Annotated in this window: 25 protein-coding genes; 14 read left to right on the forward strand and 11 right to left on the reverse strand. The window is 39.3% G+C overall.

The annotated features are described in order from the left end of the window. The first annotated feature begins 91 nt into the window (after nt 1-91). The 3 genes from AC1M9F_RS08785 (at nt 92) to topA (ending at nt 4,427) form a co-directional block, all read left to right on the forward strand. Nucleotides 92-1,102, forward strand: a complete 1,011-nt coding sequence (locus AC1M9F_RS08785) for a hypothetical protein (RefSeq protein ID WP_035266782.1) — start codon at nt 92-94, stop codon at nt 1,100-1,102. Between the two features lie 203 nt (nt 1,103-1,305). Beyond that, nucleotides 1,306-1,755 (forward strand): ammonium transporter, encoded by a 450-nt coding sequence (locus tag AC1M9F_RS08790; RefSeq protein WP_481587602.1) that lies wholly within the window; start codon nt 1,306-1,308, stop codon nt 1,753-1,755. A 32-nt stretch (nt 1,756-1,787) separates the two neighbouring features. After that, nucleotides 1,788-4,427 carry a type I DNA topoisomerase gene (topA, locus tag AC1M9F_RS08795; RefSeq protein ID WP_481591572.1) on the forward strand — a complete coding sequence of 880 codons (2,640 nt, stop codon included), beginning with the start codon at nt 1,788-1,790 and terminating at the stop codon, nt 4,425-4,427. Nucleotides 4,428-4,482: 55 nt separating this feature from the next. On the opposite strand, the gene AC1M9F_RS08800 is transcribed toward topA, so the two are convergent. Then, nucleotides 4,483-4,998, reverse strand: coding sequence for a hypothetical protein (locus AC1M9F_RS08800; protein WP_481588666.1), 516 nt, complete (start codon nt 4,996-4,998; stop codon nt 4,483-4,485). Nucleotides 4,999-5,130: 132 nt separating this feature from the next. Between AC1M9F_RS08800 and AC1M9F_RS08805 the strand changes: the two genes are divergently transcribed. From AC1M9F_RS08805 to AC1M9F_RS08830, 6 genes are all read left to right on the forward strand, one after another. Continuing rightward, nucleotides 5,131-6,273, forward strand: coding sequence for a glycerate kinase family protein (locus AC1M9F_RS08805; protein ID WP_481597577.1), 1,143 nt, complete (start codon nt 5,131-5,133; stop codon nt 6,271-6,273). Between the two features lie 102 nt (nt 6,274-6,375). Beyond that, nucleotides 6,376-8,364, forward strand: a complete 1,989-nt coding sequence (locus AC1M9F_RS08810) for an ATP-dependent helicase (RefSeq protein WP_481597578.1) — start codon at nt 6,376-6,378, stop codon at nt 8,362-8,364. Nucleotides 8,365-8,444: 80 nt separating this feature from the next. Further along, nucleotides 8,445-8,696: an RNA recognition motif domain-containing protein gene (locus AC1M9F_RS08815; RefSeq protein ID WP_035266766.1), complete on the forward strand. Its 252-nt coding sequence runs from the start codon at nt 8,445-8,447 to the stop codon at nt 8,694-8,696. A 297-nt stretch (nt 8,697-8,993) separates the two neighbouring features. Further along, on the forward strand, nt 8,994-9,320 hold the full coding sequence (locus tag AC1M9F_RS08820) for a hypothetical protein (protein WP_035266764.1): 327 nt from the start codon (nt 8,994-8,996) through the stop codon (nt 9,318-9,320). Between the two features lie 192 nt (nt 9,321-9,512). Beyond that, nucleotides 9,513-10,016 carry a DUF6586 family protein gene (locus AC1M9F_RS08825; RefSeq protein ID WP_035266761.1) on the forward strand — a complete coding sequence of 168 codons (504 nt, stop codon included), beginning with the start codon at nt 9,513-9,515 and terminating at the stop codon, nt 10,014-10,016. Between the two features lie 122 nt (nt 10,017-10,138). Continuing rightward, a complete protein-coding gene (locus tag AC1M9F_RS08830; protein ID WP_035266758.1) occupies nt 10,139-10,417 on the forward strand; it encodes a hypothetical protein in 279 nt (92 codons plus the stop codon). Nucleotides 10,418-10,453: 36 nt separating this feature from the next. Here the strand turns inward: AC1M9F_RS08830 and AC1M9F_RS08835 are convergent, their stop codons facing one another. The 4 genes from AC1M9F_RS08835 to AC1M9F_RS08850 all read right to left on the reverse strand — a co-directional run bounded on the left by AC1M9F_RS08835 (nt 10,454) and on the right by AC1M9F_RS08850 (nt 14,342). Further along, entirely contained in the window at nt 10,454-12,172 is a 1,719-nt protein-coding gene (locus tag AC1M9F_RS08835; protein ID WP_035266756.1) for a cation:proton antiporter, read from the reverse strand. A gap of 151 nt (nt 12,173-12,323) precedes the next feature. Beyond that, on the reverse strand, nt 12,324-12,479 hold the full coding sequence (gene rpmG / locus AC1M9F_RS08840; RefSeq protein ID WP_001205031.1) for a 50S ribosomal protein L33: 156 nt from the start codon (nt 12,477-12,479) through the stop codon (nt 12,324-12,326). A gap of 12 nt (nt 12,480-12,491) precedes the next feature. Then, nucleotides 12,492-12,728, reverse strand: coding sequence for a 50S ribosomal protein L28 (rpmB, locus tag AC1M9F_RS08845; RefSeq protein WP_000048256.1), 237 nt, complete (start codon nt 12,726-12,728; stop codon nt 12,492-12,494). Between the two features lie 165 nt (nt 12,729-12,893). Next, a complete protein-coding gene (locus tag AC1M9F_RS08850; protein WP_035266754.1) occupies nt 12,894-14,342 on the reverse strand; it encodes a coniferyl aldehyde dehydrogenase in 1,449 nt (482 codons plus the stop codon). Between the two features lie 124 nt (nt 14,343-14,466). Between AC1M9F_RS08850 and AC1M9F_RS08855 the strand changes: the two genes are divergently transcribed. The 5 genes from AC1M9F_RS08855 (at nt 14,467) to AC1M9F_RS08875 (ending at nt 18,194) form a co-directional block, all read left to right on the forward strand. Beyond that, a complete protein-coding gene (locus AC1M9F_RS08855; protein ID WP_035266753.1) occupies nt 14,467-15,159 on the forward strand; it encodes a TetR/AcrR family transcriptional regulator in 693 nt (230 codons plus the stop codon). A gap of 88 nt (nt 15,160-15,247) precedes the next feature. Beyond that, nucleotides 15,248-16,114, forward strand: coding sequence for a formyltetrahydrofolate deformylase (gene purU, locus AC1M9F_RS08860; RefSeq protein ID WP_092766746.1), 867 nt, complete (start codon nt 15,248-15,250; stop codon nt 16,112-16,114). Between the two features lie 213 nt (nt 16,115-16,327). Next, complete coding sequence (locus AC1M9F_RS08865; RefSeq protein WP_481597579.1) at nt 16,328-17,146, forward strand: energy transducer TonB; 819 nt, start codon at nt 16,328-16,330, stop codon at nt 17,144-17,146. Between the two features lie 20 nt (nt 17,147-17,166). Beyond that, nucleotides 17,167-17,790, forward strand: coding sequence for a MotA/TolQ/ExbB proton channel family protein (locus tag AC1M9F_RS08870; RefSeq protein WP_481597580.1), 624 nt, complete (start codon nt 17,167-17,169; stop codon nt 17,788-17,790). Then, complete coding sequence (locus AC1M9F_RS08875; protein WP_035266746.1) at nt 17,790-18,194, forward strand: ExbD/TolR family protein; 405 nt, start codon at nt 17,790-17,792, stop codon at nt 18,192-18,194. The genes AC1M9F_RS08870 and AC1M9F_RS08875 overlap by 1 nt, the downstream gene beginning before the upstream one ends. Nucleotides 18,195-18,244: 50 nt before the next feature. Here the strand turns inward: AC1M9F_RS08875 and msrA are convergent, their stop codons facing one another. From msrA to AC1M9F_RS08905, 6 genes are all read right to left on the reverse strand, one after another. Then, on the reverse strand, nt 18,245-18,766 hold the full coding sequence (msrA, locus tag AC1M9F_RS08880; protein WP_481597581.1) for a peptide-methionine (S)-S-oxide reductase MsrA: 522 nt from the start codon (nt 18,764-18,766) through the stop codon (nt 18,245-18,247). Between the two features lie 83 nt (nt 18,767-18,849). Further along, the gene (locus AC1M9F_RS08885) at nt 18,850-19,305 is read right to left on the reverse strand and encodes an META domain-containing protein (RefSeq protein ID WP_481597582.1); all 456 of its coding nucleotides are present in this window, start codon (nt 19,303-19,305) and stop codon (nt 18,850-18,852) included. A 74-nt stretch (nt 19,306-19,379) separates the two neighbouring features. Further along, nucleotides 19,380-20,450 (reverse strand): Lnb N-terminal periplasmic domain-containing protein, encoded by a 1,071-nt coding sequence (locus tag AC1M9F_RS08890; protein WP_481597583.1) that lies wholly within the window; start codon nt 20,448-20,450, stop codon nt 19,380-19,382. Nucleotides 20,451-20,476: 26 nt separating this feature from the next. Continuing rightward, on the reverse strand, nt 20,477-20,989 hold the full coding sequence (locus AC1M9F_RS08895; protein WP_035266739.1) for a dihydrofolate reductase: 513 nt from the start codon (nt 20,987-20,989) through the stop codon (nt 20,477-20,479). A gap of 93 nt (nt 20,990-21,082) precedes the next feature. Then, nucleotides 21,083-21,925 (reverse strand): thymidylate synthase, encoded by an 843-nt coding sequence (gene thyA / locus AC1M9F_RS08900; protein WP_481597584.1) that lies wholly within the window; start codon nt 21,923-21,925, stop codon nt 21,083-21,085. Between the two features lie 192 nt (nt 21,926-22,117). Then, entirely contained in the window at nt 22,118-22,609 is a 492-nt protein-coding gene (locus AC1M9F_RS08905; protein WP_035266738.1) for a lipocalin family protein, read from the reverse strand. Between the last annotated feature and the right edge of the window lie 46 nt (nt 22,610-22,655).

Raw genomic sequence — 22,655 nt, forward strand, 5'->3', positions numbered from 1 at the left:
ATTTATCAAGAAGTATGCGTAAATAGTTTGACCTTTGATATGAAGGTCGTTGTAATAGTCTTTTCACTTGCCGAATTCTGAATCTTATCCTATGAGCGCTAAAGTTGTCCTAATAGATCTTGAAAATAACATGCCGACTTCGACGTTATTTCGGGAGATTGTGCAACATTACACCACGACCTATCTATTTCATTCGAAAGGGAGTTTTCATTACAGTCTCACTGATTTGACTGAATTTGCGAGTTGGATTAGTAGTGGTCAAATTGTCATTTTAGAAATGCTTGAGGCAAAAGAAAAAGAATTTGAGTACGCTGTGATTGTGGGGCAAATCTTGGCATTGGTTGAGCATGGCGCAGAGATTGATGTGATTTCTGCACGAGACTGTAGCACCATGTTGGCTGACATGATGCGAGCTTCTGGCATTCAATGTAATTTGATACAGGTACAACCAGAGCAACCTGTGTCAAAACTCAAATACAACGTGCCTTCAGTTGAAACTATTCGTCAAAATCATGATTTATTTAAAGTAAAGCAGTATTGTGATGTTGTGGTTCGTATGGAAGGGAAGCCCAACACCTTAGCTAAGCTTAAAAACTCGATCGAGAATACGTTGAGAATAAATGACGAGCACAGCGCTAAATTGATCGGCATGCTGATTAATTTAAAGGTAGTTAAAAAAGAAGGTGAGCAAATTTCCTTTCGTAAAAAGGTATTAAAGCAGTGGGCTCAATTGGATATGAATGTTGATGAAGATGTAGTAGCAGACCACAAGCTTGGTCAGGTAGATGCGTTATTGGCGAAGCTACATATCGAAGCAAAAGACATTTTAGCTGAAATTGAAGAGTCACAAGACATTCAACATATTCAGAGTGATTTGTTTAAAAATTTTGAAAAAATAGATCCTGTCCAGCTGGAAGTCATCCAAAAATTGAATGCTTTAAAATCCGGAAAGCCTAAAGATATTTATGAACTGCGTGATTTATTAGAACAACTATTTCCAAAATCAGATGTGCGGTTATTGCTTAAGGAAATGATTGATAAGGGATATATTTATTGGAATGGTCATGAAGTACTTTATAGCCATGAGATGTTTTTGAACTAAAATATGCCTAGGAAAAAAGCGATGATTTTATCGCTTTTTTTTATTTCAGTTGCACTGTGCTTAGGTGGGTTATACCACATCGTGCCTTATTTGGTTCAGGTCTCAATACTGGTTTCATGCCGCTATAAATCGTATTTTTAATTTTCAACTTGCCTTTTATATTCGGCTTATGCAACTCTAATATAAGAAGCAAAAGGTGAACTATGGAAAATGCTGGACTTTGGATAACGATTCTTATCGTTGTGTTTGTGCTGGGCTCGATCTTCGGATTACGTGTAAATCCAAGAGAAAAAGCTTTGGGGATTATGCGTGAGAAAGCGCGAAAAATGGGATTACACCCACGTTTGATTGCTGCACCTTCATGGACCAATATTCCAATGGCATCAGAAAATCGTGCCAGTATGGTGGCGTATTACAGCGTTATCATTCCTGATGGTCGCCTACCTTTAATGCGCGCTTTGGTTGAAAATGAAAAACTCAATGTTGTTCACGGAAATGAGAAATTTAATGATTTCCCCATTGCATTAAAAGGGATTTATGCTATTGATATGCAGTCTAATTGCGTCGGTTTGTACTGGAATGAAGAAGAAGATCTTCACGCTACACAACTTGATGAAATGAAAGCACTTTTACATAAATTGGCTGAAATTTAATTTTTTTAATCTTATAGGAATAACGGTTCACTATGGCGAATGCTCCTAAGTCCACATCCAAAAGCGCTACAGCTCAATCGTCAGAAGCTGGAAAAAAACGTGCTTTAGTGATCGTCGAGTCGCCTGCTAAAGCGAAGACCATTAATAAATACTTAGGTTCAAACTACATTGTGAAATCATCTGTGGGTCATGTCCGTGACTTACCAACAGGTGCTTCAAAAAGTACGGAAAAGAAACCAGTAACACGTACCAAACAGACTGCTGAAGAGAAAGCTGAAAAAGCTCAACAGGCACTGATTAATCGTATGGGGGTAGACCCTGAGCACGGTTGGAAAGCACACTATGAAGTGCTTCCTGGTAAAGAAAATGTTGTTTCAGAACTAAAAAAGCTTGCTTCGCAGGTTGACGAGGTCTATCTCGCAACCGATTTGGACCGCGAAGGAGAAGCAATTGCTTGGCATTTAAAAGAAGTCATTGGTGGTGATGACTCTCGTTATAGACGTGTGGTTTTCAACGAAATTACTAAAAATGCCATTCAAGAAGCATTTAAACAGCCTGCTCGTTTAGACATTGATAAAGTCAATGCGCAACAAGCACGCCGTTTCCTTGATCGTATTGTTGGCTTTATGATTTCACCACTATTGTGGGAGAAGATCGCACGTGGTTTATCTGCGGGTCGTGTACAGTCAGTTGCTGCGAAACTTGTGGTAGAGCGTGAGCGAGAAATTCGTGCTTTTATTCCTGAAGAATATTGGCAAGTTTTTGCAGATACCAAATCTAAAAAAGATGATATTCGTTTAGAAGCAGTCAAACAGTCAGGTAAGACATTAAAACTTCAAAACAAAGCACAAACAGATGCTTTATTGGATGTTTTAAAAGAAGCTGAATTTAAAGTTGCTGCCCGTGAAGATAAACCGACCAAAGTTAATCCGAGCGCACCCTATATCACATCGACCTTACAACAAGCAGCAAGTACTCGACTTGGTTTCTCTGTAAAGAAAACAATGACGATGGCACAGCGCTTGTATGAGGCAGGTTATATTACCTATATGCGTACCGACTCTACATTCTTGAGTGATGATGCGGTCAATATGGTACGTGGACATATCGAAACCGAGTATGGTGAAAAATATCTTCCTGCAAAGCCAAACCGTTTTGGAAATAAAGCAGGTGCGCAAGAAGCCCATGAAGCGATTCGTCCATCAAACGTCGCGTTGAAGGGTGATCAGCTTGCGGGCGTAGATCGCGATGCTCAGCGGCTATATGATCTGATTTGGCGTCAGTTTGTTGCATGTCAAATGACACCTGCTGAATATTTGTCTTCGACAATCTTGGTCGATGCAAACGGTGTAGAACTTAAAGCTAAAGGTCGTACTTTGGTATTTGATGGCTTTACGAAAGTACGTGGCCAGAACAAGTCGGATGATGATGTTTTACTGCCTGCTGTGAAAGTGGGTGAAGTTCTACAACTTCAAAAGTTAGATCCTTCGCAACATTTCACTAAACCACCTGCACGTTTCACAGAAGCATCTTTGGTGAAAGAGCTTGAGAAAAAAGGTATTGGTCGTCCTTCGACTTATGCAGCGATTATTTCAACGATTCAAGATCGTGGTTACGTGAAATTGGATAACCGTCGTCTCTATGCAGAGAAGATGGGTGAAATTGTTACAGATCGTTTGGATGAAAGTTTTAACAACTTAATGAACTACGCATTTACTGCAGATTTAGAAGGTCAACTGGATAAAGTTGCGGATGGTGAGCGTAATTGGAAAGAGTTATTAGATAGTTTCTATGGTGATTTTAAGAAACGTCTGACTACTGCACAGGGTGAAAATGGCATGCGCCGTAATCAGCCTGTTGAAGTTGATGCTGTGCATTGTAAAGAATGTGATCGTCCGATGCAGATTCGTACCGGTACCACAGGTGTATTCTTAGGTTGTTCTGGCTATAACTTACCACCGAAAGAACGTTGTAAAGGCACACTTAATTTAACGCCAGTAGAGTCTTTGGCTGCATTATCTGATGATGAGTCTGCAGAAACCGCAGATTTAATGTCGAAAAAACGTTGCCCAATTTGCGAAACAGCAATGGATAGCTACGTTATTGATGGTGGTCGTAAACTTCATATTTGTGGGAACAATCCAGACTGCGAAGGTTTTGAGCTTGAAGAAGGTGAGTTCAAAATTAAAGGGTACGATGGTCCAACAATTCCATGTGACAAATGTGATGGTGAGATGCAGTTAAAGACAGGGCGTTTTGGTCCTTATTTTGCCTGCACAAGCTGTGAAAATACACGTAAAGTATTGAAGAATGGTCAACCAGCACCTCCTCGTGTCGACCCGATTAAAATGGAACATTTGCGCTCAACGAAACATGACGACTTTTTCGTATTACGTGATGGAGCAGCAGGCTTATTCTTAGCAGCAAGTAAATTCCCTAAAGTGCGTGAAACTCGTGCTCCTAAGGTTGCGGAATTGCGTACGGTTGCTGAACAGCTAGATCCAAAGTATCAGTTTATTCTGCAAGCGCCAGATACTGACCCTGATGGAAACCCAACTTTAGTGAAGTTTAGTCGTAAAAATCAAGCGCAATATATTGGTTCTGAAACGCCTGAAGGTAAACAAACGAAATGGTCTTTGATTTACCAAGATGGTAAATGGATTGAAGCTTAACGTTTAAATAACAGAAAATGCTGACTTAGGTCAGCATTTTTTTATGACATTAAATTTATTGTCTTACACATACTCTTGAGAGATTTTCTATTTCTGTATCAAATAGAATGAAATTCGCAATCATTTCTTTGTTATCGAGTTTTTTAATTAGTAATTTCACAGCATCAGGATCAGCTAAAGCTGATTTAAGGTTTAATTGCTCTTCAACTTGAGCATTGTCTATTTCAAATTTCAGTAATTTATTTTGATCAATTGTGAGTATATGTTCTTGTAAACTCCATTGAGCTTCAGATTGGGTATAAGCAATTGCTTTCTCGTTATCTTTAATAAAGGTCATTTGATTTTTTTCAAAATATTGACCATTTGGTTTGAACTCAGACACTATTTCGCTTTTCGCAGCATAACCCATGTAATCCATTTCTTCAGTACATTTCCATTTGGCTGAAAGTGCTGATAATTGAATATTTTCACTACTGTGTGAATTGGTTGCAGACGAGCTGGTAGCTTGATTACATACAAAAATGAATGTACACAGCACTAAAGTTTTTTTAAATATTTGATATTTTTGCATTGTTATACCGTTATTTTTTTTGGGGAATTGTAAGTTTATTACAATATATAAGGGTTCTATTTGAAAAATTGAAAATCTCAATGTAATAAATAAGTATCTGAATTAATTTAAATATGAGAATAGCAATAAAGTATGCAGCAAAGGATAGAAACTTTTATTTTGGCTCCCGACTCTTTCAAAGAAAGCATGCCTGCTGAGCAGGTATGCATGATTATGAAAAATGCAATCCATAAAGTCTTACCCGATGCACAATGTATTTTGAATCCAATGGCAGATGGTGGTGAAGGAACCATTGATGCATTGGTCATGGCAAAATCAGGATTAAAAATCGCGTGCGAAGTACAAGGCCCATTCGCTAATCAGCGTGTCATGACTCATTTTGGATTAATTGATCAGGGACAAACAGCAGTCATTGAAATGGCGAAAGCCAATGGCATTCATCTCATACCACCTCATTTAAGAAATCCTTTGTTCACTAATACTGTAGGAACAGGGCAACTGATTGCCGCAGCTCTCGAATTCGGTGTGAAAAAGATCATCATCGGATTGGGTGGGAGTGTGACCAATGATGGTGGTGCTGGTATGGCGCATGCTTTGGGCGTGAAATTTATTAATCAATATCATGAAGCATTTGAGCCAACAGGTGGAAACTTAAACCAAATCGATTCCATTGATGTGTCACAACTCGACCCAAGATTGACTAAAACAGATATTGTTATTGCTTCAGATGTAAACAATCCATTATGTGGTCCACTTGGCGCATCTTATATTTTTGGTCCGCAAAAAGGGGCAACACCTGAAATGGTGCAAGTATTGGATCATAATTTATTGCACTTTGCAGGGGTGGTAGAGCAGCAGCTTTTAGTCGATTTACGTCATCGATCTGGTGCTGGTGCAGCAGGTGGTTTGGGATTTGGTTTGATGGCATTTACAGGCGCAGATATTCGATCTGGTGCTGAATTAATCATTGAGGAAACTCAATTGGCTGAAAAAATTGAGCAAGCTGATTATGTATTTACGGGTGAAGGGAAAATTGATACTCAGACTCAATTTGGTAAAACCCCATTTGCCGTTGCTCAAGTCGCATATCGGCACAACAAGCCTGTATTTGCATTCGCTGGTAGAGTTGGTGAAGGGGTAGAACCATTGTACGAACAAGGGTTTCATCACATCTGTAGTATTAATCCTCTGGATCAAAGTTTGTCAGAATCCTTGAAAAATGCAGTTCAGAATTTAGATTTAACGGTACAAAATATCGTAAGGCAGTATATCTAATTCTCTATGTAAGTGGGCTTTGAGGTTTAAAACTGAAGCGTGTTTGTATTTTCTAAATCTAGCTCTGTTAAACTATTGTTATTGTAAAATTGATGAGTAGCGATGAGTTTAGACAGCCTGATTGATGAATTAAATCCTCAACAAAAACAAGCTGCAACCACAGAAGCCTTACATAGTTTGGTGTTGGCGGGTGCGGGCTGTGGTAAAACCAAAACGATTGTGGCACGTGCTGCTTATCTCATTGATCAAGGTGTACCCGCCAATCAAATTCAAATTTTGACGTTTACGCGTCGTGCTGCCAGTGAAATCGTGGCGCGTGTCGAATTGGCACTCGGTGAACAAGCAAAAGGATTACGAGCATCAACATTCCATACTTTTTGTATGTACTTGCTGCGTCGTATACCAAAAGCTTTCAGCTTAGCGCAATTCTCAATTATTGATCGTGATGATCAACTCATGATGTTTCGTTTGATACGTGGTAAAGATGATAAGAAGAATCCCAATCAGCTCCCGAAGCCTGCTGAATTATGTGATCTGTATTCATATGCTAGAAATACGCGTCAAAAGCTAAGTGTTGCCATAGAAAAGCAAATGCCTGAATTCTTAGCAATGAAAGACCTGATTGCAGAAATCATGAAAGAATATGAAACTCGAAAGCAGGCACGTAGCTTTCTTGATTATGACGATATTCTTGCGATCGTGGCATCAGCTTTAGCACAGTCTGAGGGTCTAGTCGATTATGTGGCCTCGATTTGCAGACATATGCTTGTGGATGAAATGCAAGACACCAATCCATTGCAATGGGCGCTATTAGAGCCTTTAAAGGATCGAGTAAGTTTGTTTTGTGTCGGGGATGATGCTCAATCGATTTATGGTTTTCGTGGAGCAGATTTCGAAAACATTCATCATTTTAAAGAGCGTGTGCCAGCAGCACAGATCTTTAAATTAGAAAAAAACTACCGATCTACTCAAGAAATTTTAGATTTATCAAATTGGTTGCTTGATCAAAGTGAGATTAAATATGACAAGCGCTTAAATGCGTATCGAGGTACAGGCATAAAGCCTAAAATTCATATTTTCCCGAATGAGTTTGATGAAGCAAAATGGATTGCCATAGATATTAAAGAGCGACATTTGCTTGAGGGAAGTCCTTGGCGCGATCATATGGTTCTGGTACGTTCAAGCTTTGCAGCTCGTCATATTGAAGCAGCTTTCATTGCAGCCAATGTCCCATATCGGTTTATTGGTGGTATGAAACTTCTTGAAACTGCGCATGTTAAGGATTTACTGAGTTTACTACGGGTCATTGCCAATCCTTCAGACGATATTGCATGGATGCGGTTTTTGACGCTTTGGGATGGGGTCGGTGATGTTGGCGCAAGCCGTTTAGCGCAACAGTTGTTACAGGACCCTCAAGATGACGTCATTGCGGAAAAACTAGAAAAATTTGGACGTATTCCTGCTGAGGCTCTACTCATTATGAAGCAGTTGAATGTGATAAAGACTGAAGTTCAAGCTTGCGTAAGCTTGGCAATTCAGGCAATAGAAATTCAGTTGAGTGAAAATTACAAAAAGGATTGGGGGCGTCGTCAAGGAGACTTTGAGTTGGTGAAACAGTTAGCTTCAAAACATACTCAGTTAAGTGAGTTTTTAGAAGCCTACGTGCTTGATCCAGTTTCAATCAGTGAAATCGAACGCCAGTCAGATACTGATGTTGTTACCTTGATCACGATACATTCTGCTAAAGGAACTGAACAAAAAGTTTGTTACGTGGCGAATGTGACACCTGGTCAGTATCCACATGCAAGAGCTCAAGGGGATTTTGATGAAGTTGAAGAAGAACGCCGTGTGCTTTATGTAGCACTTACCCGTGCACAAAATGAATTGATTTTAACCAAGCAAAATTTGGTGACGTGGGCAAGGGAACAAGTCGATGAGCAAGGACGAAAAGTTGAAAGCTATTTTCTTAATGATCTTTCAAGACATTTGTGTACAAGTGAAACACATTATAAAACCAGGCAGCAAACGGTTAAGAGTGCTTTGATTGAGCGACAGTCGATTAATTTAGATTTTGGGATTGATCTCGATTAAACTATCTAGATTGTTTCATACAAAAAGTAGAGTAGGCGCGTACTTTTTGGTTTTTTTGCCTATCTTCTTAAGGTTTTTTCATGAAAATTTTAGTTCGTAACTTAGAGCGCAGCATTACTGAAGCTGAGATTCTGGAGTTATTTCAGCAGTTTGGAACAGTAGACTCATGTACATTGGTGTTAGATGCTGCAACAGGAAAATCGAAAGGATTTGCCTTTGTTGAGATGCCACATGGCCGTGAAGCTGTGAAAGCAATTAAGGGGCTGAACACCCGTAAAGTTAAAGGTGCAGGTATTCGAGTAAAAGCTGCAGACGAAAAGCCAGAAGCATAACTTGATGTCTAAATAAAGTAGGAGCAGTTATTGCTCCTTTTTATTTTATATTTTATTTAATTTCACTAATAAATATGAATCTTTTTTAGCTTTTTTGACCGACTTTTGTACTTTCAAGAATTGACATGTTTTTGAAATGTATTTCTGTTATATATTAATATTTTTATTAAAAACATACACTTAAAATCACATTTATATACAAATTATTGTGAAGTATATATTAATAATAGATTGAATAATTTTGAGTGAAGTGTGTAGTATAAAAGCTCCATTATAAAACCCCAAAAGGTTATAAAAATGTCTATTCAAGAATTAAATCATCTAGAAACAGAAATCGTATCAGGTGCAGGTACGTTAATCGGTGACACGCTTCAAAACGCATCAAACTTATTTTCGAGCACATTGAATGTTCAAGCTCCAATTTGGAAGCCACTGAGCCTAATTCCTGGTGTTGGTACAGTTCATCAAGCAATTGATGTTGGCTTCCTTGCGATTTCAGAAGGTCTTTACAAGGCTGGAACACTGTTAGGTGGTGATCAAGATCAGGTCAAATTTCATTATGACAATGAAAAAGGCGATGGGACTTATAATCCATTAGGAATTTTTAAGGGTATTGTTCGCTAATATAACCTTAGATTCATTCGAAAGGGTCAGCCATGTATTTGGCTGGCTTTTTTTTAAGCAGTATGCATTAATCATCAAGCTTTCAATCAATCTTGTTGATCTAAAATTAATCTTTATTTTTTTCTTAAAAGCATTGCGTGATATGGCGCCAACATTTAAGTTGTATGACATAAATGTTGCTAGGAAGTTTTCATGTCTCGTGTTGCTCGTTTTCATGCAGATCGCACTAATCAAAAACTCTATTTTGCCCGTCTATCATGTCAGCAAGCAGAACAGACAGATCATATTCAACAAGCTCAAGCCCATCGTGAAGCGGCAGTCTTTCATTTGCATGGAGCGGTTTTGGCATTTTTGCAAGAGTTGGTTCGTTATTACCGTTTAAATGATTTTTCACCTACATTAAAATCTATTGAAGAGCATATGGCCGCTAAAGGGCAAGTTTCTCCAGAAATCACCGTTTTACAGCATCTTGCAAAGGATGGTTTTATTGCAGAACTAAAGCGCGCTTATCGTATGTGCCAGTATGCACCTGAACCAAGTGCACCAGAACCTGAGGATGAGACTTCTTCAAATCTTATTATTAAAGTCACGCAGACACCTCAAGCGTGGTTGCCAGACACTCAAATTCTTCGAGAGTGGCATCGTGACTTAACCCATCTTATTGACGGTTTTCGTAACGAAATGGTTGAGTTTTAATTGTAATCATGACAGTTTTAAACGATTAGACTTGAAATATAAATTTTAGAACTTATATAAAATAGTCTAAGCTATGCAAAGTGCATTCAGCATTTTGCCACCATGTGAATCATGGAGGGTATATGTCTATAGAGCAATTGAAAGAATTATTCGGAACACAAGAAGCAATTTTAGAATTGGTGCAACTTGAGAATGGCGAGTTAGCGCTTCGTCACGCTGCATCCGAGGATGAGCCACTTGTGAAAATTCAATTTAATGATGAAGTGAAAGCTTTATTAGGTGATCATATGCCTTTGATTGCCCAACACATGATTCAGGCTGCGTTATTTGCACTTCTCGAAAAACAATCGAATGAATGGCATGCGGAAGTCGTAGATGAAAAACCACAGTTTTATAGCTAAGAAAAAACCGCGCAAATAGCGCGGTTTTTATTTTACTTAGTGAGATGGTGCATGATGATGTGCGATTTCAATTTGATTTAGAATATGATTGCTCATGTTCTTCGCCATTTCTTCCTTCGCGTAATACACTTCACCAATTTCATCTGCACGTATTGCTTCAGCTTCTTCTTTACTTTCTGCACAGATCAAAACTTGAATCTGTGGATTCAGAAGTTTGGCAGTATCTACAATCTTATGAATATCTAAAATATCCATCGGCGAGATAATTAAAAGCCTCGCATGTTGTATATGCGCTTGAATTAATACGCCCGGTTCTGTTGCTGAACCTGATACTGCAGCAATATCTTTTGCACGTAGTTTTTCAACAATTTCTCGATTTTCTTCAGCAATCACCACTTTGATGTTATTTTCCATCAGTGTTTTTGTTAAGCGACGTCCAACTTCTCCATGACCGACCATGACCACTTGATCGCGCAGGTAGTCCTGTGAGACCTCGTCAGGTAGCATCGCCAATGGATCACCACTACGCTCAAGCAAACGAGCCAAATGCGAGCGCTCACGAATCCATTTCTGTACGGGTTCAATGGCTGAAAATAAAACAGAATTGAGCGAAATAGAAAATAATGCCCCGGCTAAAATCAAGTTTTGAGCTTCAGGGGTTAATAATCCTATAGATAGACCGAGTGTTGCCAATATAAATGAGAACTCACCGATTTGAGCGAGTGAGGCACCTACTGTAAGTGCGGTATTTAATGGATAGCGGAAGAACAAAACCAGCGCCATTGCTGCTAATGTTTTTCCGATCATGATAATGCTAATCACAGCCAGAATATGAAGTGGTTCTTCAACGATAATTGTTGGGTCAAACAACATTCCGACAGAGACGAAGAATAGGATGGAGAATATCTCACGCAGTGGTAACGTTTCTTCTTCAGCACGATGACTGAAGTCAGACTCTTTAACCACCATCCCAGCAAAGAATGCACCTAATGCCATTGAAACGCCAAAAATCGCATATGAACCATAGGCAATGGATACGGCTGCTGCAACCACAGTCAGTGTAAATAGCTCGCGAGAACCCAAGCGTACGACAAACTGAATAATTTTAGGGATGAGGCGCTTACCAATAATCAGCATAAAGGCAATAAAGCCCGCAACTTTAAGTAAGGTTATTCCTAAAGTCACAAAGACATTTTGATCTGGATCAGCGCCTTCCAGTGCTGTTCCGCCAAGGAGTACAGCTGTAGCGGGTAATAAAACTAAAGCGAGCACCATGACTAGGTCTTCGACGAGTAGCCATCCCACAGCAATTTTTCCATTGACTGAATCCAGTAAGCCTCGGTCACCTAAAGCTTTTAGGAGTACCACAGTACTCGCACAAGATAAGCTTAAGCCAAACACCAATGCTGACCCAAAACTCCATCCCCATAGCATGGAGACGCCAATCCCGAGGATGGTAGCCACTGTGATTTGTAAAATTGCACCAGGGACAGCAATACGCCGAACTTGCATTAAATCTTTCAGTGAAAAGTGCATCCCGACACCGAACATCAAAAACATGACACCCAGTTCTGCGAGTTGATTGGCTAGTGTGATATCGGCGACGATACCGGGGGTTTTGGGGCTAATAATAATGCCGGCAATGAGATAGCCAACAAGAGGGGGTAGACGTAAACGTGCGGCGATAAAGCCAAAAATAAGGGCTAAGCCAAAACCAACCGCAAGCAATATAATTAAATCTACATCATGTGGCACTAATCACCCCTTAAATATTTATAAATTATGAATTGGCTTTTGAGCTGTATAAGCATAAAAAATGCCAAACTGAGATTAAATTTTAACAACCTGAAGAAAAAAAAGGCAAAAAAAACGACCCAATGGGTCGTATTTTTTTAAAGAACTAAAATTATTTGATTTTAGCTTCTTTGAAGATTACGTGTTGACGGATTTTTGGATCAAATTTTTTGATTTCCATTTTTTCCGGCATAGTACGTTTGTTCTTAGTAGTGGTATAGAAATAACCTGTACCAGCAGAAGAAACTAGGCGAATCTTATCACGCATTTTCGTTGCTCCTTAGATCTTTTGACCTTGAGCACGTAGGTCAGCAACAACCTTTTCGATGCCCAATTTGTCGATAATACGCATACCTTTAGTAGTTAGACGAAGACGTACGAAACGTTTTTCGCTTTCTAACCAAAAACGGTGGTGGTGCAGGTTCGGCTCGAACCGGCGCTTAGTTTTGTTGTTGGCGTGTGAGACGTTGTTACCAACGACTGGACGCTTGCCGGTAACTTGGCAAACCTTAGACATGGTGTAACTCCATTGATTTAGCCAACAGCAAACCTGTATGGCCAGTCAAAATAAAACGGATTGAATTCATTCAAGGGGCGTTTTATATCAAAAATACGCTTAAAAGACAAGCGAAATTGATAAAAACAGGGCATGACCTGTTGTGATAGATCATGCCTTGATCATTTAACGAAGAAAGGCTTTACGGATAAGACTAGGGATCGGTCTATTAAACGGAGGCAGTACGTATTTCAAGCTGAATAGCTTTGGAATAGACATGACTGAGCGTTCATTTGATAAACTGAAGAAGCCTTCGGGACCATGGTATCTGCCCATACCAGATGCACCAACGCCACCGAAAGGTAGATCATCTTGTGCAACATGAGTAACAACAGCGTTTTGACCAAAGTGTCCAGAGTGAGTACGTTGCGAAACGTATTCTGCTCGAGCATCGTTAAAGTCGAAATAGTATAATGCAAGTGGACGTGGTCGGTCATTAATAAACTCGATAACTTCGTCTATTTGATCATATTCTAAGATTGGTAAAATTGGACCAAAGATTTCGTTCTTCATAATTTCCATATCAGGGCTGATATTGGTCAGAAGGGTTGGCGCTATTTTACGTACAGAAGCAAGCTCTTCTTTTAATGGGTTAATTTCAGTGACTTGAGCACCATTTTGAATCGCATCTTCTAAGTAACCTTGTAAGCGTTTATTTTGCTTATCGCTCACTATAGAGGTGTAATCTTGGTTGTCACGTAATGTTGGATACATCGTTTTCGCAACGGTTTCAAACTGGTGAATAAACTCTGAAGTTTTACCACGTGGTAGGAAAATATAATCTGGTGCGACACAAGTTTGACCCGCATTCCACAATTTACCGAATGCAACACGCTCCGCGACATCCTTTAAGTCAATTGAAGGGTGCACGATAACTGGTGATTTACCACCAAGTTCTAGAATAACTGGAACTAAGTTTTCAGATGCTGCTTTCATCACAGTCTTACCAACATTGGTAGAGCCTGTGAAGACTAATTTATCAAATGCAAGATGACTGAATGTGTCAGAGATTACGCCACCACCTGTAACAACGGCAACTAACTCTTGTGGGAACGCTTCAGATAAAGCATTTTGTAATACATAGCCAAAGTTACGAGAGGTGCTTGAAACTTTAATCATGGCATGGTTGCCCGCTGCCAATGCACATACTAATGGGCTAATCGCCAATAATAAAGGGTAGTTCCAAGGGGAAATGATACCGACAACACCTAAAGGTTGATACTGAACCCAACCTTTTGCAGGTTGATGTAAAATACCGATATGGCGTTTAGAAGGCTTCATCCACTCTGTTAAATGTTTGCTGTAATATTTGATTTGTTCGAGTGAAGTGAGTAGTTCACCAATTTTCGTTTCAGAAACCGAACGATTACCATAATCTTGGCTAATTGCTTCTGCAATTTGGTCCTGATATTTAATCAAAACTGCTTTAAGACGAGCCAAACGTTCAATACGCTGTTTTGCTGTCGGGTTCGGATAACGTCGATAGGCTGCTTTCTGAAGCGCTAGAAGATCATGTAAATGCTGAACTTCCGATGCTTCAGTCGTCATTAAATTTGTTTTTGTTTGACTGTTCATGACCAGTACCACTAATGTAAGGGTTGATGTGATTTTTATTTTTAGAGTAAATACTCTAAAAGTCAAGTCACTTTTATGTTAGCTTGGGCTAAACGTCATTATTCTTGTTATAGATGGTATTAGGATGTCGCATTCCAAAACGTTAAAAACCAAAGACCGAATCTTGCAAATTAGTTTGCAACTCTTTAACGAACGTGGAGAGCGATCTGTCACAACTAACCATATCGCAGCAGAGTTAGGTATTAGCCCTGGTAATCTCTATTATCACTTTCGTAACAAGCAAGAGATCATTAAAGAGTTGATGGAGCAATATCAGCATGCAACTTTAGAGCTGCTAGCATTGCCAGAAGACCGTGATGTAAATGCCAATGATAAAATCCGATACTTTCAAGTACTCAGTAGTCAGTTATGGGCCTATCGTTTTCTGCATCGTGATGTATATCATTTAACCGAAAATAATGATGACTTTAGAAAAATTTACCCGCGTTTCGCAGGTAAAGTGATGCAACAAGGTCAAAAGATTTACCGAGCCTTCGTCAATGCAGGTCTCATGCAAATGACAGAGTCTGAAATTGAAGCGTTGATCATTAACCTATGGATCGTCCTAACCAATTGGACGAACTTTCTCTATATGTCTGGTCATTTAAAAGATTCCAACCATCTAGATGAAAAGTGGGTTTGGCAGGCACTGCGTCAAATGGTGTTTCTTGAAGGTCCTTATTTACGTGGTGAAAGTCGTCAGACTTATGAGCGCTTGCTTGAAACGCTGGGAACATCTGAATTATTTGCTAGTCTTTCTGCTGATCGAGAAGATTGATTTCAGCAAAGATAATTTGAAAGCATTAAAAAAAGAGTTAGAATACGCGGCTGTTTTTCAATTTAACTGTTAAGTGATATAAATCATCATGAATATGACAACTGCTAACACAGCACGTTTACTGATTACTTGCGAAGATAAACCAGGAATCGTGCAGGCTGTATCGAGCTTTTTGTATCATCAAGGGGCAAACATCACTGCGCTTGATCAATATGCAACAGAAGCTCAGGGCGGGCGTTATTTCATGCGTGTTGAGTTTGAACTCGACAATTTGCAAAGCCGTAAGGAAAATATTCTACAAACTTTCGCCACAAACGTAGCTGAACGTTACAACATGCATTGGCGTTTAGCTTTAGTGTCAGATGTAAAGAAAGTCGGTATTTTGGTATCGAAAGTCGACCATGCCTTGCTTGAACTTTTATGGCGTCATGCACGTGGTGGATTACCTTGTGAAATCACTAAGGTTGTGTCGAATCATGAAGATCTACGTGAGTCTGTGGAAAACTTCGGTATTCCTTTTGAAGTTGTGCCTGTCAATAAAGAGAACAAGCGCGAAGCATATGCAAAAATTGATGAGTTAATGCAAGGTAATGATTTGCTTGTACTCGCACGTTATATGCAGATTCTTGATGAAGAGTTCGTCTCTAAGTGGGAAATGAAAGTGATCAACATTCATCATTCTTTCCTTCCAGCTTTTGTGGGTGCTAACCCTTATAAGCAAGCGTATGAAAAAGGCGTAAAACTGATTGGTGCAACAGCGCATTATGTGACAGCTGATTTGGATCAAGGTCCGATTATTGAACAAGATGTTGAGCGTGTCAGCCATGATTTTACAGTTGATCAATTACGTGAATTAGGTCAAGACGTTGAACGTAATGTCTTGGCGCGTGCTGTTAAGTGGCATTTAGAAGACCGTATCATTGTTGATGGTAATAAAACTGTGGTATTCCAGTGATTTTTAATTAAATATCACTGATTTATTAAGGCATGCATGAGCATGCCTTTTTTATTGATGATCAAAAAAACTCATCAAAACTGCAGAATTAATAGTTGCAAATGAAAACACTTCTCATTTATTATTGGCGTACTTTAATTGTACTAACCGATAAGTTTGATTGAAATCTTCCTTCTGAAGACAGCGTCAATGTATATCAGGTCATAAATTTTAATGAGCCCATCTCCCATTCCTATGATGCAAAATCCAATCTCAATGAAAAAGAAAGTGCTTATTTCGCTCATTGCAGTGGTGATCGGGCATATTGGTGTTTTATTTGCCGTGAGTCAGATGAAAACACCTGAATTAAAACCTATTGATAAAGATCCAATTAAGGTTCGTTTTGTTCAGATTAAAGAGGATGCGCCACTGCCGCCACCTCCTGTTGAACCTGTGAAACCTCAAGTTCAACCAAAACCAGAACCTAAAGTGGTTGAACCACCTCCTGTGGTTAAACCCAAAGTCATTGCTGAAAAGCCTAAACCTGTCGAACAAAAAGCAATTGTTCAAGAAGATAAATTAGAAAAGCAAAAGCAGGAACAACAGCGGTTAGAGCAAGAACGTAAAAATCGTGAGTTGCTGGAACAGCAGCGACGAGAGCAAGCATTGCGTGACCAACAGCTACGTGAGCAACAAGAACGTGAGCGCTTGGAAAATGAAAGACGCGAACAAGAACGTCGTGAGCAGCAAGCACGCAATACACCAAAGAATTTAAGTATTGGGCAAATATCATGGTCTCGTACACCGAAGCCATCATATACCAACCGAGATTTACAAGGTTCTGATCGTACTGTTGTAGTATCGATTGAAGCGGACACTAACGGTAATGTAGTGAATGCCAGAATCACAAAATCAAGTGGAATTGATTCGCTTGATCAAAAGATTTTACGCTCAGTGCGTAATGCAAAATTCAGACCTTATAAGGAAAATGGCGTGGCTTATCCGTTTAGAGCGGAACAACCATTTGAACTTAAGTTGAATTCTAACGGCTAACTTTTATTAGGAGTTCGAGTATGAACTTTTCAGTTTATTGGCAACATGCTGATGCAGTCAGTAAGACGCTTTATTTCGTTTTACTCGCAATGTCTATTGCGACATGGACAATTGTCGTTTTACGTGTGATGGGAACACGTCAACTGAAAGAAGTTGCTTATGTTCAACTCTCTAAAGCATTAGCAGGATTGAAAGCAAAACTCGCTCCTTTGGGATTTGAACAACGTAAAGCTGTTGCGGAGCAAGCTTTATTGCGTCAGATTGCTTTGGAAAAAGCATCTGCTGAAAAAGGTGTTGCTGTACTCGGAACAATTGCTTCACTCGCACCATTTGTAGGGCTATTTGGTACAGTATGGGGAATCTTCCATGCATTGGTTGCAGTAGGTAAAAGCGGTCAAGCAGGACTTGCACAAGTGGCAACACCTGTGGGTGAAGCCCTGATTATGACTGGTATTGGTTTGGCAGTTGCTATTCCAGCAGTGATCGCATACAACATTTGTATTCGCTTTAATCGTACATTAAGTAATGAACTACAAGATCATGCTCACAGTCTGTTAATCGACACGATGCTGCAACAAGATTCTTCTGCGCAAAAAGTTGAAGTGAAAGCGACTCAAGAAAGTTACGTTGGAGGTCAAGCTTAATGGCTTTTCAATTGGGTGAAGACAACGATACAGGCATGACGGAGATGAACCTCATCCCGTTAATTGACATTATGTTGGTTTTGATGATCATCTTCTTGGTGACAGCGACCGTTGCTAACCCATCAATTCCATTAACTTTACCAAAAACGACAGCGGATATCATTGATCCACCACCTGAATCGATTCAAGTAAGCATTAACTCACAGGGTGAGATTGCATGGGATTCGGAAATTATCAGCTTAGATGAATTGCAAAAAAGATTTAACGATGCGGGTGGTTCAGCACAACAACCGACGATTATTCTTAAAGCAGATAAAGAATCACGTTATGATACTGTTGCTCAAGTGATGTCACGTGCAAGCGAAGCCGGGCTTGCTGACATTGCCTTTGCCACAGATAATTAATTGATTAACATGAGAAAAGCGACCATAAGGTCGCTTTTTTTAAACCTGTATTAGTCTTTGAGTAAACCTTCAAATTTAGAGCGCAGCTTTAAAAGTTTTGGTGGGATACTAAAATTGCAGTAGCCTTGAGTCGGGTTACGAGCAAAGAAATTTTGATGATATTCTTCAGCAGGGTAGAAGGTCGGTACTGAGCTTAGTTCTGTAACAATATCTAAACCTTCTGCTTTTAACTGTTGAATCGCTTTCTCTGCAATCTGGCGCTGTTCTTCATCAAAATAATAAATGACAGAGCGATATTGAGTGCCTATATCATTACCTTGGCGATTGAGTGTGGTTGGATCATGTGTTGCAAAAAATACATCAAGCAATTGAGCAAAGCTAATTTGACTTTCATCAAAATCCACTAAAACCACTTCCGCGTGATGGGTGTCTCCTTTGCAAATGTCCTCATAGCTTGGATTGACCGTATACCCACCCGCATAACCACTCACGACTTTAGTGACACCTTTAAGTTGAAGGAAAACTGCTTCAACACACCAGAAGCATCCGCCACCGAGCAAAGCTTGTTGCATGGGATTCACCTTATTGAGTTGTAATGACTGAAATAATGGGGTGTAGATTGAAAAAAGCAACCAGTGGAATGGTTGCTTAACTGTTAACGCGGTTGTATTGCAGACTCATACTGCAATACTGGATTACCATGCTCATCGAGTAGGCGAAGTGTTTTGTCATAGACTTGGAATGCCGCGACTTTTGCCAAGGCAGCATTATAGCGATTTGCAAGTTCTTGAGTATTCACACACATCATTTGTGTAGTTGCAACTTCACTCAAGCTAATTTTGTCAGCTTTAATGCTATATGCACCCATAAAACGGTTACAACCATCTGCACCACTCAAACGACTAGATGCTGCATCAAATTGAATACTTGGAACATTGTGTGCAGTAGGGTCGGTCTTAAATTCTGTTGCGCCGATATGTGTCAAAATCCAAGTTTTATTTTGCAATTGATTAAGTGCTTGTTGCTGCTTTTCAGCAGATGGTGTTGTGGTACATGCTGTAAAAAGTAATGCTGAGCCTATAACGGATACGGCTAAAAGTTGTTTTAACATATGAAATGCCCCTGTGTTATTTCTTTCTAATATAAATTAAATTCAAGTCAATTTTATGTATATCAACTGATACGCTAAGGTGCAAGCTCTGGCTGACTCTGAGGGAGACCCAGACGAATCAATTTTGAATAATTTTCACTACTTTGATATTTAAATTGATTAAATTGGTCTGTTCTTGGGTTGACATGTGCCTTGTTGTACCATGTTTTGATATCCCAATGATGTTGTAATGCCCCCAAGTCATACAGATAATTAGGTAAATAACCTGAGGCTAATAATCTGTAGTCCACTGGCAGTTCATGTTTGGAAATCGCTTGAACCATATCAAAAACCAAAGTGGTGCAGTTACTGGTCAAGGTGTTATACCATTTTGGTTCTTGATTAAGTTGATCTGCTTGCTCTAAATATTCCTCAAATAAAGCTTTCATTTCAGCAGCTTTCATGTTGATTGGGAAAAAATAGACCTGCTCATTACGTACATTGCTACGTGTATAAATAATGTCTTTCTCGTCAGCAGCAACTAAACTGACTTCGTACTTTCTAAAAAAACCACCAATAGCAGAAAACTCTTCATCTTTTTCTTTGCGAATTTCAATCGAAAAGGTCAGTGGTTTAGAGTTTTTGAAATCAAAGCTGACTAAAGTGTGGGCGATTTGTGGTCCCATCCAATATGAAGTAATGATGTTAATCCCACTGATTTGATTCAAATCAATTTGACGTGTTTCCCAGCGTTCTTGATAGCTTCCGTCTTCATTCCATGCAAAATTACGCACATTGTGTAAAGTGACCCAATCACCTTGACGTTCATAATTGAGAATTCTTGCGACTTCAGGATTCCACTCACGGTCTTGTTTGGCAGGGATGCTAAAATACCAAACTAAACTGAACGCAAAAAAGACAATGTATAAGACAACATCTTTACTACGGCTGAAAAAATGTTGTGTTGCATATATGCCTAAAACACTTAAGGCAAAAGCGACCCAAAAGCCAATGATAATACGACTGACTAACCAGCCAAATGGCTCTTGAACCCATAAGGCCATACATAACCAAATTGAAGAGAAGATGACAAATAAACTAAATAGGGAGTGAAAAGCTCCCTTTGCAAGCGCAAGAATAAACTCTCTTTTACCGATGTTATGCATTGTTATTGGCTATATGTAAGAAAGCTTTATTTTTGGTAGGTTGCGAACTCAAATGCAATATTTGTTTTGTCATCAATGTGTTGCTCTGATGCCACTTTTTTAAATTCAGGTGGAATCTCAGGATAATGAGCATCACCTTGAACGTCTAATTCAACATGCGTGAGTTCTAAGCGATCCGCAATAGAGATCGTTTGGCTAAAAATTTCTCCACCACCTATGATAAAAATAGATCCAGGCTTTTCTGAAGCTTTTACATCATGGACTGCCTGCTCAAGTGCACTCTCGATTGTATGCGCGATTTTTGTTCCTTCAAACTGCCATGACGTATCTCGTGTAATGACCCAATTTACACGTTTAGGAAGTGTTCTACCCATAGACTCAAGTGTTTTACGTCCCATGACCACAACACCACCTTGAGTAATTTCTTTAAAATGTTTGAGATCAGCTGAAATATGCCATGGCAAATCATTTCCTTTGCCAATACAACGTTGTTGATCCATTGCAACGACGTGTACGACTTCTAAACCTTGAAATGCCATGATTATTCTTCCAGCGAATATGAGTTAAAGAGGGAAATGTAAAGTTGGATCACGATTGGTACCAACGGTGATCCCAAAAGACTTTAGTTAAAATCAAACCGCAACTGGTGCTTTAATTGCAGGATGCGATTCGTAATTTACGATTTCAATATCTTCAAATTTGAAATCAAAAATATCTTTAATTTCGGGATTCAGTTTGAGTTGGCACAATGGAAGTGGTTCACGTGTTAATTGAAGTTGTGCTTGCTCGAAATGATTGGCGTAAAGATGAGTATCACCACCTGTCCAAACAAAATCACCGACTTCTAGATCACAGACTTGCGCAATCATATGGGTGAGAAGTGCATAACTTGCAATATTAAATGGAACGCCAAGAAAAACATCAGCACTACGTTGATAAAGCTGACATGATAATTTTCCATCCTGAACAAAAAACTGGTAAAGCGTGTGACAAGGAGGGAGTGCCACTTGTCCAGCTTCTTTTGGGTTCCAACCTGATACGATTAAACGACGGGAGTTTGGATTGGTTTTAATTTCATTAATTAACCATTTGATTTGATCAAAACCATCTTGCTCGTATAAACCATCGTCTTTTTTAGTTGCACCAAAGTTACGCCATTGGTGTCCATATACTGGACCTAGCTCTCCTTCAGGACGTCCAAAACGAGCAGTCTGCTCAGCTGTCGACCATTCATCCCAAATTGTAACTTTATGATCTTGCAGATATTTAACATTGGTATCACCTTTAAGGAACCAAAGTAATTCAATCACGATTGAACGGAAGTGAACTTTCTTTGTGGTCAGTAGAGGAAAACCTTTAGAAAGATCAAAGCGCATTTGATGACCAAATACAGAACGAGTACCTGTACCAGTACGGTCACCTTTATCACCGCCATTGTCGAGGATATGTTGTAGTAGGTCTAAATACGCTTTCATAAATGTCCTGATCGATTTGAATGTGGCATTTGAAGAATAAACCAATGCCAAAAATTTCATTGGCATCAGTTTATACTAAAGCAGCATGCATTTTAATATCTTCCTTACGGAATAGACTCTTTGAAAGCGAGTAATTAAAGAAATAAGAAAGCACCCTTTAGGGTGCTCTCATTTAACACAAAATTTTAGGGCTTAAGCAGTTTTGTGTCCTGTATGTACAGTATGAATTAAATCGCTTAGGTCATAACCAATGGATTGAGCATATGCTAGATACGCTTGTTTGATAGATTCATTTAACACAGGTTCACGGTGCAGAATCCAAAGATATTTTTGATTAGGTTCACCGACTAAAGCAGTTTGATAATTTTCATCGATCTTAAGTACCCAATAATCACCCTTAGTGAATGGAATCCAACGAAATCCTTCAGGCAAAAAGCTGACTTCTAATTTGCCATGTTCAGCATCTACAACTGTGGCTTCGCCAATAGACTCATCCAGTTCTTTGTTGCCATCAAGACAACGATTTTGAACACGTACGGTTCCATCGCTGTTTAAGGTATAGACTGCCGAAATATCCGTACTGTCTTCAGGTTGGTGCTTCATTGGTAAGCGTGCAATCTCATACCAAGTACCTAAATAGCGTTCAAGTTGGAAGTTAGATACGGTCGTTAAATTTTGACTCATTATGATGTACTCCATTTAATCTAAATTAGATACATCCTTTGAGTAT

This window comes from Acinetobacter sp. ANC_7504 (assembly GCF_056779995.1).

Bases quoted from the DNA above. Each gene is read 5' to 3' on its own strand.
- AC1M9F_RS08785 (WP_035266782.1), top strand. From the start codon at position 92: ATGAGCGCTAAAGTTGTCCTAATAGATCTTGAAAATAACATGCCGACT.
- AC1M9F_RS08790 (WP_481587602.1), top strand. From the start codon at position 1,306: ATGGAAAATGCTGGACTTTGGATAACGATTCTTATCGTTGTGTTTGTG.
- topA (WP_481591572.1), top strand. From the start codon at position 1,788: ATGGCGAATGCTCCTAAGTCCACATCCAAAAGCGCTACAGCTCAATCG.
- AC1M9F_RS08800 (WP_481588666.1), bottom strand. From the start codon at position 4,998: ATGCAAAAATATCAAATATTTAAAAAAACTTTAGTGCTGTGTACATTC.
- AC1M9F_RS08805 (WP_481597577.1), top strand. From the start codon at position 5,131: ATGCAGCAAAGGATAGAAACTTTTATTTTGGCTCCCGACTCTTTCAAA.
- AC1M9F_RS08810 (WP_481597578.1), top strand. From the start codon at position 6,376: ATGAGTTTAGACAGCCTGATTGATGAATTAAATCCTCAACAAAAACAA.
- AC1M9F_RS08815 (WP_035266766.1), top strand. From the start codon at position 8,445: ATGAAAATTTTAGTTCGTAACTTAGAGCGCAGCATTACTGAAGCTGAG.
- AC1M9F_RS08820 (WP_035266764.1), top strand. From the start codon at position 8,994: ATGTCTATTCAAGAATTAAATCATCTAGAAACAGAAATCGTATCAGGT.
- AC1M9F_RS08825 (WP_035266761.1), top strand. From the start codon at position 9,513: ATGTCTCGTGTTGCTCGTTTTCATGCAGATCGCACTAATCAAAAACTC.
- AC1M9F_RS08830 (WP_035266758.1), top strand. From the start codon at position 10,139: ATGTCTATAGAGCAATTGAAAGAATTATTCGGAACACAAGAAGCAATT.
- rpmG (WP_001205031.1), bottom strand. From the start codon at position 12,479: ATGCGTGATAAGATTCGCCTAGTTTCTTCTGCTGGTACAGGTTATTTC.
- rpmB (WP_000048256.1), bottom strand. From the start codon at position 12,728: ATGTCTAAGGTTTGCCAAGTTACCGGCAAGCGTCCAGTCGTTGGTAAC.
- AC1M9F_RS08850 (WP_035266754.1), bottom strand. From the start codon at position 14,342: ATGAACAGTCAAACAAAAACAAATTTAATGACGACTGAAGCATCGGAA.
- AC1M9F_RS08855 (WP_035266753.1), top strand. From the start codon at position 14,467: ATGTCGCATTCCAAAACGTTAAAAACCAAAGACCGAATCTTGCAAATT.
- purU (WP_092766746.1), top strand. From the start codon at position 15,248: ATGAATATGACAACTGCTAACACAGCACGTTTACTGATTACTTGCGAA.
- AC1M9F_RS08865 (WP_481597579.1), top strand. From the start codon at position 16,328: ATGAGCCCATCTCCCATTCCTATGATGCAAAATCCAATCTCAATGAAA.
- AC1M9F_RS08870 (WP_481597580.1), top strand. From the start codon at position 17,167: ATGAACTTTTCAGTTTATTGGCAACATGCTGATGCAGTCAGTAAGACG.
- AC1M9F_RS08875 (WP_035266746.1), top strand. From the start codon at position 17,790: ATGGCTTTTCAATTGGGTGAAGACAACGATACAGGCATGACGGAGATG.
- msrA (WP_481597581.1), bottom strand. From the start codon at position 18,766: ATGCAACAAGCTTTGCTCGGTGGCGGATGCTTCTGGTGTGTTGAAGCA.
- AC1M9F_RS08885 (WP_481597582.1), bottom strand. From the start codon at position 19,305: ATGTTAAAACAACTTTTAGCCGTATCCGTTATAGGCTCAGCATTACTT.
- AC1M9F_RS08890 (WP_481597583.1), bottom strand. From the start codon at position 20,450: ATGCATAACATCGGTAAAAGAGAGTTTATTCTTGCGCTTGCAAAGGGA.
- AC1M9F_RS08895 (WP_035266739.1), bottom strand. From the start codon at position 20,989: ATGGCATTTCAAGGTTTAGAAGTCGTACACGTCGTTGCAATGGATCAA.
- thyA (WP_481597584.1), bottom strand. From the start codon at position 21,925: ATGAAAGCGTATTTAGACCTACTACAACATATCCTCGACAATGGCGGT.
- AC1M9F_RS08905 (WP_035266738.1), bottom strand. From the start codon at position 22,609: ATGAGTCAAAATTTAACGACCGTATCTAACTTCCAACTTGAACGCTAT.